The sequence below is a fragment of the Candidatus Zixiibacteriota bacterium genome (assembly GCA_026397505.1).
GTDB lineage: Bacteria > Zixibacteria > MSB-5A5 > GN15 > PGXB01 > JAPLUR01.
The window spans coordinates 1-12,660 of sequence record JAPLUR010000117.1 but is presented as its reverse complement, the minus strand read 5'-3'; the positions used below and the strand labels follow the sequence as shown (position 1 = coordinate 12,660).

The window sequence follows — 12,660 nt, the reverse complement described above, 5'->3', positions numbered from 1 at the left end:
TCCTCTGGAATGAAAGTCTCCAGCGGCGGCAAAAGCATCATCTCATATCCTAAACGTTCACGTTTTGTTTGCATAAACCTATATAACAAATCCACCCCCTCAAAAAACAAGACTTTTTCAACAGTCCCGAAGTCTTGCGGTACTGCCATTGTCCCGACTCCTTGGTCGGGGGATGCGACACCCTCATGTGCGAAACCATCTTGGATTAACGGCGGTACTGATGTAATATAAAAGAGTCGAAAGTGCACAACTTTCGACTCTTTTCAACCATTGAAATGCATATCTGGGGATTGACTCATTTAAGGAGAACCATTTTCCTCTTGCTTTCTTTTCCATCGGCCGTCAGCTTATAGAAATAGACCCCGGAAGGCATGGCATCGCCACCTTCGCCGGTACCGTCCCACACAACTGAATGGTCACCTCGCGATTGAATCTCCTCTAATACGGTTCTTACTTTCACCCCTAAGATGTTATAGATCCCAATCGTTACGTGGGATTTGTGCGGAAGCGAGTAATCAATGACAGTCGAAGGATTGAATGGATTGGGATAATTCTGATTTAGGATTAAACTGTTGGGTAATATGGGTGAATTGTCTTCTTGGACTGAACTTTCTATATAAACCACCGATGTGTCTGCTGTATAGACACAATTGCCTATAAATCCCGCAAACACAATAGGGTAGGTTCCGTTGGTATCAAAAGATAGACATAGGCTACAATTACTTTTCTCTCCGTTCCATACACAACTATCAAACAAACCTCTCATATCAAGGCAAAGGGGTGTGTAGCGAATTGTATCGCTTAAACCCAGTGGCAGAAGCTGTATTTGCAGCACCGGAATAACGGTGATAGTCACACTGTCAGATAAAATAGTGGGTGGATCATCACTATCGGTCACGGTCAAGAGATAGGTGGTAGTTGTCTCGGGGCAAGCAATTGGATTGAGAACCGAATCGGCTGATAACCCTGCCGCAGGTGTCCATTTGTAGTGCAGAGGCATTACGCCACACCCGGCCATTGCATTCAACTGAACCGCCTCACCACTGCAAGTAGTCTTATCACATCCGGCGTAGGCGCCAAAGGTTTGCTTTTCAATTGTAATGTCATCGATTCGCCATCCAATACTTTGGTACAGATAGTTAGTAGATAGAACAAATCTAATTTTGACCGTATTGCCGGCGTATTGGGTCAGTGTGGCAAGTCCGGTACCCCATGAATTGAGCGAGCCGGTGAATCTCTCAACCAGTGTATCCCACGAACCATAATTAGCAGAAATCAGAACTGCGCCATAATCAGGGCCGGGATAGCTGCCTTCGCTGCTAATATTGTACCACTGCCAATATCTTAAATAAAGAGCTTCCCCAGTGCCAACCGATGGCAGCACAAAATCAATACTTGTCAACCGATAATCGGCCGAAGGTCCATAATTGCTTTCGCATACTGTGCCCATGCAATGACTGCGTGATTTGGCAGTATCCGGGCCGAGCATGCTGGCCTCATCACACCAACCCCAGCCACCCCAATTGAACGGTTCCTGTTCGAAATCATCAAACCTTAAGGTGGTGACCCGGCAACCGGATGAGACTGGTGTACAAGGTTCCTGCATATCAGCTAGTGCTGTGCCGCAAATAAGCAATGCTATAAGCATTATCCAGAGTCTCATTTCCTCCTCCTGTTTTTAGAATTGCCTTCCAATACTCAGAAGCGCGGGGCATCCGAGCCGCTTACCATCATTTCAAAATTGTTTGTTATCACCCCTTTCAGTCGCGAGCGTTCATCACCTGCTCCTACCATGCTATATGCCTGCCTTCAGCTATCTGCAACTACGTGATCGAGCGAACACCTACTTTGAGACAAAGCTGACCAAATCGCTGGCATTGTTTTTGATGTCGGCCCTGATATCCTTCTGATCGGAATCTATTCCGGCGGGGGCGGATGTCAAGCAGTTTTTGAAAATAATGCTATTTAATTCTACAGGAGTGTAGCCGGTTAGGTAAAAGCCCTTGCGCCTGCCCCGTACCCTTGGTCGGGGGTTTCGACACTTCCGATATTCTTATGTCCGTTAGCCGTGTAGGTCAAAATTCCCCCCGAATTCCACCCCCGGTGGAATGAGTGGGGGTTTTGACAATCCTCATCTGCCCATCCAACATCCTCATCACATCAAAATCTGTAGCGCATCGATGGTGATTCGGAACCTTTCCCCTTATATAGAAGGAAATTATTATGCTTTTTGCTGTAAACTGTCATATTTCCAAGCGCCGCAATTCGGCCATTGCCCACAATGGCTCAAGAACGACCGGTCATCACAAACAAAAAACAGGCCACACCGCCCAAAACCGTGTCACTTCTTCACAATTCATTCGGGAATATTGTCTTATGTGGTCAGCCGCTTGCCTTATTAGAGCCCCTGTGTCTCTGCGCAATTTTAAAAAACGAAGAAACAAACCCAATTTGCCCGGGCGCCCCACAGCAGAATGTAGCGCAAAATCCCGAAGGGTTTTGCGAAAACTCGTGTGCGGCAAGCTTTAGGAAGCGTCAAATACCACAAAGAAGGGGAGAAGCATACTTCTGGGCAGAAAAGACACAATAATTGTCATCCTGAACTGGTCGCGGCGTTTAAAGGCCGATAAGAGTCGGCGTGATCAGAATCATCAAATCGGTCGTGCTGTTCTGTACTGATTTATGACGGAACAAGCCTCCGATTATCGGAATCGAACCGAGGAAAAATATTTTCTGTTGATTTTCGATCTTGTTCTCTTTCAAAAGTCCCCCCAGTACCGCTGTCTCGCCGTTTCTGACTTCTATTTTCGTTTTTATCGAACGCTGCGAGGTTATCGGTTTCTGGTTTCCCTCCGGGCCGGAGTACCCGATAATCTCGGCTACCGTGGGAAAAACATCGAGAACAATCCGGTCGCCATCGGTAATATGCGGCGTCACCAGAAGCGAAATGCCGACTTCCTCATCCTGGAATGTCACGATATCCTGCACCGCGCCCCCCTCGCTGAAACGATTGATGGTCTGAATCGGTACCACCGTCGTGACCTTTATCTCCGCTTCATGATTGTTCAGCGTGGTGATACGGGGGTTGGAAATAAGCTTGGAATCGCCCGATTGCTCGAGGAAATCAAGGACCACACTGACTTCATTCACCGAAAGTTTACCCCACTCCCATTTGCCGTCGGGAAGCTGTATCTGTCCCAGGGCTTGGGGGGGCTTGTCGGTGGAGGAGCCGCTGCCGGCATCAGTAGTGATGCCGCTCAGGCGGGTGGTCAAAGAGGTCGGCCAGGTGAGACCGGTCCTGGTATCTTTGTTGACATTGACCTCAATCATTTTGACTTCAATTGCGACCTGGCGCTCCGGTTGGTCGATTTTCATGACAAAGGCGACTACCTGTTCCACCACTTCCGGCAAATCGACAATGACTACCTGCGTGGCGTGCGGCCCGCTCGATTGTTTGCCCGCCGAGCCGGGATCCTCGATAATCTTCATTTTCCCTTTGGGTGAAAGCATATCGGCGGTGGCATTCATCACCGCGGCCGGAGAGACATAATTGAGGGTGATGGTCTGGGCCACTGTTTCTCCCACAGCCGATTGTTCCATCGGCTTGACCACCACAATATCACCGGAAAAATAATAATTATATCCGTTGGAATTGAGAATTGCCTTCAGGGCGTCAACCAATCCAACATCATCCAGCTTGACCGAGATCTTCTGCTCCCCTATCCCCGACTGCACGATGTTGATATTGTATTGCTGTGAAATCAGAGTAAGTACCGAAGCCAATGGGGCATTATCGAATTGCAGGGAAATCTTCCGGTCCGGTTCGAGAGGGCCTCCGCCCGCGATTGAAATTAGCGTTAAGACCAGAAGACCGGTGACGATTATGCGGTATATCATGATTTTTCCTTTTCCAGAGTTATCGAAAATTCAGCGCCGTCTTTTTCCAGCGTGACCATTTTCTTATTTATGCGCAGCACCCGGGCGCCGTCGATCGATTGACCGACACGAACTATCCGGCTGTTGATTATTGCGGCCGGGTTGATATCATCATAGAGTATCCCGCCAAGCTCCCAGATAGGCCCGGTCGGTATGTCGGCGGGGCCGGCGGCGATCGTTCCGCGAACAAAAGGGTCATTTCCCCATGGCAGGGAATTATATCTGGCAATGTCTATCTGATTCGAGGGAGGTACAATCGCAGCACGGTCGGCAGCGACCGGCGCCGGTTGCGAACTCATGTTCGTCTCCGGGTTATTGCTCCGAAGATTAGTCAAACCGTATATCACGGCCAGTGCAAACAAAGTATAAATTATATATTTTCTTTTCTTTGGGTTCATTATGATTTCCTGTCGGCTCCCAGAAATGCTTTGAAACCGAGAACCATCTGGGGTGGGGCGGCACCATCCGCCGCTCCCGTAATCTTGCAAGAATTGGCGCCCTGGTAGAATCTCTCCTCTTCCATGTCCCTGACAAATTCCCCCAGATTCCGGAAATAGCCGTTCAGCCGCACCATAATATTCAGCAGTTGCGGTTGATCGTTGTTTGGTGACTGCCTGTTTAGGGCCAATAGCTCTTCCACCGAGGGGGATATTTCCAGAAGGCTCAGGTTGTACCGAGCCGCCTTCATACGGATATTGTCAAATAGGGCGATTAGATCCTCTTTTGAATAAAGCTGTGATATATATATCTGTCTTCTCTGCAAAATTTCTTTCTCGCTATTGAAGCGCTCCGGAAATTCTCTGAGAATCTTCCTGAAATCGATCAGCTTGCCTTCGGTGTCGGCCAGAGAAGCGGCGATTTCCTTTTTTCTTAGTACCAGAGGAGAAAACAGAAGCAGAAACCAGATCAGGCTGATTGATAAAGCGGTCACCGTGATTATGACATATTGTTTTTTCATAACACCGTTTCCATCTCAAGAGCAAATTCCAATGAAAACTCCGCCCCGAGCGACTTTTTGTTTTGCTTTTTCAAAATAATCTTATCAAAAAAGGGCGACCCCTCCAGGCGGGTGATAAATTCGGCAAGTATTATCTCCGGGGGCGGCGCAGAGGAAATCGCCCGCCCGGTTAATATCAGGCTGTAGCGGGAAGCGTTACCCTCGAGCAGGTAGCTTTCAAGCCAGACAGTGCCGGGGGTCAATATTGAAAGTTCCTTCAGATTCAAATTTAGCAGGCACGGTGCGTGCGCCAACCGCTCCACCAGGTTTTTGTCGACCGCCATGCGCTGCTTGATTTGATTGTACATTAGGAATGACGGTGAAGTCTCAAACCGTCGCACTTGATTTTCGGCGGCTGCCAGCAGGGCTTTATCAGCATCAACCTGAAATTGAAAAGAGGCCAACACGAAGAGGAGAAGGGCGGTGATTCCGGCCAGGGCCGGGACAGCCCGGCGATAGAAATGCCGGGCATCATTTTTTTCTTTGAGGTTTGGCGGCAGAAAATTCACCATCTCCTCATTGGCCAGAGCCAGGGCCACCGCCCCCAGCGAAACCGGAATCTGTTCGGCAAATTCCCCGGCCTGAGGCTGGGTGGCCAGCCATTTATCGAGAGGGAAGCGACGAAACTCAATGCCGAAGCGATCGGTCAACTTATCGATGAGATCCTCGGAATAGGAAAGATCGCCATAAACGAATACGGTGTCAACCGCAGTGTGCGAGAACTGCCCCGCATAATAGTCGAGCGAATTCTGAATTTCAGCAACCAGGGTCTCAGTGAAGGTATCATATTTCTTGCGGTCGCGGCCGGCGCCGGGAACGGTCCCGGTACCGATCGAGGCAACATGCTTGAAATCGAGCCTGGCGCCGCGATAAAAGCTTATTTCGGAGTGATTCTTCTTGATATTAACCAGGGTATATGTTTTCTCTTCTGAGAAACCTTCAATATGGGGCAGAAGGCAGCCGATTGCCTCCAGTTTGTGATATACCGCATCAAAACGAATATCGGTTTTTATCTGGTCGAGGGGGTGGTTGACTTCTTTCTTTGAAACCGCCAGAAGCGACACGCGCCGGAGATTGCCCGAATCTGATTTGTTATCGGCGATGACATGATAGCCCCAGAATGCCTCCTCCAGACCGAAGGGTATTTTCTTATTCCCTTCCCAGAAAACCGCCTGCGCCAGTTCTCGGCCGGACATTTCGGGGAATGAGAGTGTCCTGATGGCCGATTCCGGCCCGCCCACACCAAGCACGAATCGAGTCATTCGCCGCCGATACTGGCTGACATAATCATCGATTTCGGCGGTAATGAAATTCTCCCTTTTCTCCCGAGTATCATGATTTGAAGGGATATAGACCTTGGTCACATTCAGAAGCCGAGTGATGTGCCAGAACCGCTTGACAACGGCGAATTGAATGGAAAAATCATCGATATAAATGGCAATGGTGCGGCCAAACCCATAACGCCTTTTCCAGTGGAAATTCTTTAGAAACTCGACTAAGTGCGCAGGACTCCACCTTCTGAGTCTCTTTTTATCTTTCCCGGTCATTTCGGTCATGAGTATTTTACCTTTATAGGCTGAGACTTATCAGAGAGCTATCGCTGAACAAGATCGTGAAGCTGACGCCGGCCATGCTGGCGCTCGTACCCGCACCTGTGGGCGAGGTGTTAAAGTTCTGTAGTCTGATAGTTACGGTGGATCCATCGTTTATAGTTCTGGAACTGCTGAAATTGGCCTGCGTACCGGAACCATACCGCGGACTGCTACTATTGGCCACTGAAGCATTCCCCCATCGTATCCGGTCATAATAGGCTGTGGGATTTCGATCATATGTTGCTTTCAGCCAGCTTATCATTACATTATCCCCCGTGTTATTGAATATATCAAAAGCAATACTGTAAATACTCTCTATGCGGGCCGATCCAGAAACGTATTGAAGGCTATTACCGCTGGTGGCATTTCCCGCGCCCCAAAGCGCTGAGCCGAATCGCATGTTGTTAATGATGGTCGATTTGGGAAGCACAGTCACATACGAAATCAAAGTATCATTAGTAGTCCTATACACTGCCCTTAAAGTATGATTGCCAACAGGAATCCCGCCAAGAATATAATTTCCATTCGCTGACGGGTTGACTGTTATGGATGTCATTGCTCCGGTGCCGTTGGGGTAGGTGATAGTAATTTCGACATCACCATTATATATCCCGGGGGGGATGCTCTCGACGTCCTGCACGATCCCTTGTACTGTGTTATTTGTCAGATCCGAGACAGTATTGGCAAATTGTTTCGTGATGTTGCTCCCGGAGCCGGTGGAAATAATTGTAACACCGCCGCTGTAAGTATATAGGACATTCCAACCGTCGCGCTTATAGTCCTCGGACGCCTGATTAAAACTATTTCTTATGTAAGGTCCTTTCCAGGTGGTGTACCCGGACGGCTGGTTGACAAGCGCATCCAGAATAGAGGGCAATGAACCAACATCGCCGACATAACCGAAGTCGACCCGCGACCGGTTGCTGATTAATTCGGGATTGCCGGCAATGGCCTGGGCAAGTTGCTCCATCTCTTTCTTGGTTGACTCGATCCGCCCGGTTTCGATGGCGGAATCCATCGATTTCATCGCCACCCCGGCCATGATGCCGATGATGATGATGACCATGACCAGCTCAATCAGAGTGAAACCCTTTTGCGAAGTAGGATGCATTTTATTTCCGCCTAAAAACTGACGACAGTGTTCGGCGTCGAACTGGTCGAGGTTATGGTTCGAGCCGAGAAGTTATATACATAAGCATGTCCCCAGGCATCGTTAAGATAACTCTGCCCGGCACTATCGATATATGGACCGTTCCAGCCGATTCTTGTGAATTTGTTGTAGGCCGGAATGGAATCGGGCCGGATCACCAGGTCGATCAGCCGGGAGGGGGGAAAGCCTATGTCACCCCTAAATCCCCGGCTGACATATTCGCCCCCGGAAACCAATCGAGCATCGCCAATGATAGCTTCCTTGAGAAGCCTCATTTCATCTTTGGTGGCGCTTATCTTCGATTGCTCCGAAAGGGAGCTGAATTTCGGTATGGCGACCCCGGCAACAATTCCCAGAATCAGAATGATGATAACCAGTTCAATCAGCGTAAAGCCATTCTGCCACCGATTTTTCTGTTTCCGCTTATGATGCCGGCCAGCCATTCCCGATGGCTGACATCTTACCAATTATTGGCACCTCCGGTAGTCGTATTGGGCCAGATTTCACCGGTCGTGGCGTTATAAGCCCAGCCGGCTCCGCCGGCCACGACAGTGCCTCTGGTAACACCGATCGCAATACTGTCGGCCAGAGCATCATCGGTGACATAGGGATTCTTCGGGATAGCTTGCTCCATAACAACACCGGGGATTCTCAGGCTGTCATACACGGGCCAGGCCGCGGTTCCGGTTCTTACCGCTTCATTGGCATACCAGATGGTGATGCCGGAACGGAGACCACCCAACGCGGCGCGGGCCGCCGATTCCTTGGCTTCCGAGGAAATATCTTTATATTTGGGTATGGCCACGGCCGCCAGGATACCCAGAATTACAATAATGATAACCAACTCGATCAGGGTAAAACCTTCGCGATTGGAAAGCTTCTTGAAAGGCATAGGACTCCTCCTGTCTTATTTAAGGGTAAAACATGGTTTCTCTTAAAATTATCGGAAGAAAGGGGGAAATTCTTTACCGCCGCTACCCTTTGACTACATGTATAAGGTTCCACATGGGGAGGAAAATCGCCAGGGCGACAATCAGGACAAAAACGCCCAAAACAATGGTCAGAATCGGCTCCAGAAGCGCGGTCAGATGACGAGATTTATAATCTACTTCCTTGCTGTAATGTACCGCAACCTCGTTGAGCATGCTTTCCAGCGAGCCGCTTTCCAGACCGACCTTGATCATCTGCAAAGCCAGTTCCGGGAAAAAGACCAGTTTCCCCAAAAGGCCGCTTAGTTCCCGTCCCTCACGGAAGGAATCGGCCAGCATTTTGACTTCGATCGTCAGCCGGCTGTTTTTTACGGTCGAGGCCAAAAGCTCCAGAGCCTTTACTATAGGAATCCCGCTTTTCACCAACAGATGAAACATATAGGAGAAGCGGGCAATATTCCCTTTGACGATTAGATCGCCAAAAACCGGAAGCTGAAGGAAACGGGTATCGAAAAAGAGTTTGCCCGCGGCGGTGGCATAGGTTTTTTTGAAAATGATGACCAGAGCAATCAGCCCGGCCAGAACAACTATCCAGTAGTGGGTGATAAACTGATTGAGCCAGATAAGGGCTCTGGTCGGAGCCGGAAGCTGCGCCCCCATACTGGAATAAAATGAAATGAAACGGGGGATAACAAAGGTTATCACTATGGCAAAAGCCGCCGCAATCGCCACCACCACCATGGTCGGATAGCGGAGAGATGATTTTATCTGGCGGTTCAATTCCAGATCGCGTTCGAGCATAATTGCCAGGGAATCGAGAATTTCATCCAGTTTTCCGGAGGCTTCCCCGGCAGCTATTGAAGAAGTGTAAATTTTCGAGAATATTTTCGGAAACTCGGCCATGGCGTCGGAAAGAGAACGCCCCGATTGTACCGAGGTGCGGATTTTATCGACGGTCTGATTGAAATGACTCCCCGAAGGACCGACCTTGATGATAGAAAGGGCTCTCAGAAGCGGAATCCCGGCATGGTAAAGAGTGGAGAGATTGCGGGTGAAGAAAATCAGATCTTCATACTGCCGCCCTTTCATAAAACCAAAAAGAACCGGCCTGAAACTCCGTTTCTGAAGTCTTATTTGAGTGGGAATCAGCTCCTGTTCATAGAGCACCGCGGCGACTCTTTCAGGCGATTCGGCTTGAATGACCCCGGTTCGTTTCTGACCGGCTCTGGTGCGGGCCAAATAAAGATAATTTTCAGGCATTTATGGGGACTCTCTCCAGCAGGCTGCCGGAACTATTCTTTTCGTTCATCGAGGTTACCCGCAGTAATTCCTCGAGGCGGACCAGGCCGCTTTTCACTTCTGCCAGTCCGGCCTGGAAAAGCGGCCGATGTCCTCTGGTGAAAGCGTAGTTGCGGATCTGAAGATCTGAATCGCCCCTGATGATCATTTCGCATATAGTATCATCGATTTCGACTAATTCATAAATGCCGACCTGTCCGATATATCCGGTCATGCGGCATTTGTTGCAGCCGACCCCGTGCATAAAATGGAGACTTTCCGCGGATTCCTCGAGACCGGCCAGGCGAATCTGTATATCTTGGGGGCGGTATTCCTCAAGACAATCCGGGCAATTGCGCCGCATCAAACGCTGGGCCAGCACCCCTTTGAGGGCCGAGGCAACCAGGTAGTTTTCGATACCCATGTCGATAAGACGGCCGATACTGCTCGGGGCATCGTTGGTGTGAAGAGTGGAAAAGACCAGATGCCCGGTAAGCGCCGAGCGGACCGCCATGGCCGCCGTCTCGGCATCTCTGATTTCACCAATCATGATAATATCGGGATTCTGGCGCAGGATAAAGCGCAGCGAGGTGGCGAAAGTCAGACCCGCCTTTTCATTGGTCTGCACCTGATTGATAAGCGGCAGAGAATATTCCACCGGGTCTTCCACCGTAATGATATTCTTCTCCACCGAGTTGACCTCCTGCAAAGAGGAATAGAGCGTGGTTGTTTTTCCGCTGGAGGTCGGCCCGGTGATAAGAACCAGACCTTCTTTCTTGGAAATCAGAGCTTTCCACTTCTCAAGTAATTCCGGCGAGAAACCCAATTGCTCCAGGCCGATATTGAGAATCCTTCGGTCGAGAAGACGGATAACCACCTTTTCGCCGTGAATGGTCGGGAGGGAAGAAATTCTCAGGTCGATATCGGCCCCGTCAACCTTGACAATCAAGCGTCCGTCCTGTGGAAGGCGCTTTTCCGAGACATCCATATTGGCCGCGACTTTTATGCGGGAGATTATTTCGGACTGAAGCGACTTGGGGGGCGAGGCCTCCTCTTTCATAATACCGTTAATACGATAGCGAACCCGCAGCAGGTTTTCATCAGGTTCGATATGAATATCCGATGCCTTATCTTTAACCGCCTGCGAAATAATTAAATTGACCAGTCTTACCACCGGGGCGTCACGTTCTTCAGCCGAGAAAGTCTCGGTGGTTGCCACCGACATCCGTTCTTCCTGGGCGCCGGGGTAGGCGCCGATGACGCCGTTCATGGAGTCGGCGACAGAATAATACTGGTCGATGGCCGAGGCAATCTCGGTGGGGGAAGCAATTACCCGTTTGACATCACACTTGGTGATATATTTGAGTTCCTCGATCGCAATGATATTGAGCGGTTCGGCCATGGCCACGGTTAAAGTCTTCCCGATCCTAAAAATCGGAATCAGCGAATATCTTCGGGCCACTTCAACCGGAACCATTGCCACCACCATCGAGTCGATGACCAGCGAGCCAAGAGAAATTTGGGGTATCCCCAACCGTTCCGAGACCGCTTCGAGCAATTGTTCATCGGTAATCAGGCCTTTATCGACCAGAATCTGGCCGACCTTGTGTCCCGAGTTCTCCTGCTCTTTGAGAGCCTCGGCCAATTGAGCCGAAGTGATAAGTCCTTCCTCAATGAGAATATCGCCGATTTTTTTCCTGAGCATACTTATCCTGTAATGACCTTGATATCATCTTATTAATCGGAATACAGGAGGAATATCTTTACCCGCGGAGGGTATTTGGGGGGGCGTTTATCCCATGTCGGCTTATTATGAAGCAAAAAAATAACCCGACGGTGCGAGCACTGACACCGCCGGGTATTCAGCCCCAGACAAGCACACTGGCTTGATTAAGCTACAAATTCCCCCTCCATCCAGCCGAGATACTCACCATCTCTTTGCATGGATAACTGATACTGATTATTTTCAAGGGGTAGAAAATTCGCTTTAGCAACATCTCATTCCGTTGTCTGTCTGTAACACCTTTCAATCTTGCAATATTCCGCTGACTGACCAACTGCAGGCCAGCGTGAGAAGGATATCCCTCCTCGTAATCCGTGGTTAACAAATTCGGTGCCACGGTTCGAAGTTGGAACGCTATAATATTGCGCTGAATCACAACGATTTGTAACTGGAGGCGAAAAATCCCATGTGTGATTTGAGGTATAAACCACCCGAATATCAGATTTGATGGGGTGATTTTACCCTCATTGATTCCCTGAGGTATTTTTTAAAGGCATGTATCTCTGCTGAAATTTGGGTACCGGTCAATGGCGCTCAGGATGATAGAGATCATTACTTAGACCGCAACACTTCACGCATTAGGCTGCCTCCTTTAAACCGTGGCCTGTCACGACCATAGGTTCGTTAAAGTTCTTAAATTAGGTAGCCTCTTTCTCATTATTATCGAAGCCTACTTTTATAACATAGCAACTACCGAGCTACGAAATTAGATAATATTATTGACATTCCCGCATCAGCTGCGTTGATTGATTATAGGCGCCATAGTTCAATTTCTCATCGGGCTGACACCGCGCGCTATGCAACAGGTGACGGCGGTTTTATCTGAAATGGCAAGCTTTGCTCTATTAAGGGATTTTGGAGTGAACCCCTTTTGTTGGACAGGTTAGGGTAGGACGGTTTGGCGGTTCACTTTTTCGTTCCTCAGTAGGGCCTCGAACTCGTTGGGTGGTCGATAGCCCAGAGAGGAATGCAATCGTTTCTCATTATAGACATCC

The 12,660-nt window shown here is 49.3% G+C and carries 10 protein-coding genes; all 10 read right to left on the bottom strand.

Annotated elements, in window-relative coordinates; translation table 11 throughout:
* Positions 1 to 295: 295 nt before the first annotated feature.
* Positions 296 to 1,663 (bottom strand): T9SS type A sorting domain-containing protein, encoded by a 1,368-nt coding sequence (locus tag NT002_12225; protein MCX6830028.1) that lies wholly within the window; start codon positions 1,661 to 1,663, stop codon positions 296 to 298.
* Positions 1,664 to 2,616: 953 nt separating this feature from the next.
* Positions 2,617 to 3,897, bottom strand: coding sequence for a hypothetical protein (locus tag NT002_12220; GenBank protein MCX6830027.1), 1,281 nt, complete (start codon positions 3,895 to 3,897; stop codon positions 2,617 to 2,619).
* Positions 3,894 to 4,334 carry a hypothetical protein gene (locus tag NT002_12215; GenBank protein MCX6830026.1) on the bottom strand — a complete coding sequence of 147 codons (441 nt, stop codon included), beginning with the start codon at positions 4,332 to 4,334 and terminating at the stop codon, positions 3,894 to 3,896. Before NT002_12215 ends, NT002_12220 begins: the two co-directional genes overlap by 4 nt.
* Positions 4,334 to 4,894, bottom strand: a complete 561-nt coding sequence (locus NT002_12210) for a hypothetical protein (GenBank protein MCX6830025.1) — start codon at positions 4,892 to 4,894, stop codon at positions 4,334 to 4,336. The genes NT002_12215 and NT002_12210 overlap by 1 nt, the downstream gene beginning before the upstream one ends.
* Entirely contained in the window at positions 4,891 to 6,489 is a 1,599-nt protein-coding gene (locus NT002_12205) for a PilN domain-containing protein (GenBank protein MCX6830024.1), read from the bottom strand. The genes NT002_12210 and NT002_12205 overlap by 4 nt, the downstream gene beginning before the upstream one ends.
* Positions 6,490 to 6,502: 13 nt before the next feature.
* A complete protein-coding gene (locus tag NT002_12200; GenBank protein MCX6830023.1) occupies positions 6,503 to 7,636 on the bottom strand; it encodes a prepilin-type N-terminal cleavage/methylation domain-containing protein in 1,134 nt (377 codons plus the stop codon).
* A gap of 11 nt (positions 7,637 to 7,647) precedes the next feature.
* Entirely contained in the window at positions 7,648 to 8,142 is a 495-nt protein-coding gene (locus tag NT002_12195) for a prepilin-type N-terminal cleavage/methylation domain-containing protein (protein MCX6830022.1), read from the bottom strand.
* Positions 8,136 to 8,567 carry a prepilin-type N-terminal cleavage/methylation domain-containing protein gene (locus NT002_12190; protein ID MCX6830021.1) on the bottom strand — a complete coding sequence of 144 codons (432 nt, stop codon included), beginning with the start codon at positions 8,565 to 8,567 and terminating at the stop codon, positions 8,136 to 8,138. The genes NT002_12195 and NT002_12190 overlap by 7 nt, the downstream gene beginning before the upstream one ends.
* An 82-nt stretch (positions 8,568 to 8,649) precedes the next feature.
* Positions 8,650 to 9,864, bottom strand: coding sequence for a type II secretion system F family protein (locus tag NT002_12185; GenBank protein MCX6830020.1), 1,215 nt, complete (start codon positions 9,862 to 9,864; stop codon positions 8,650 to 8,652).
* Complete coding sequence (locus tag NT002_12180; GenBank protein MCX6830019.1) at positions 9,857 to 11,587, bottom strand: ATPase, T2SS/T4P/T4SS family; 1,731 nt, start codon at positions 11,585 to 11,587, stop codon at positions 9,857 to 9,859. The genes NT002_12185 and NT002_12180 overlap by 8 nt, the downstream gene beginning before the upstream one ends.
* Positions 11,588 to 12,660: the final 1,073 nt, after the last annotated feature.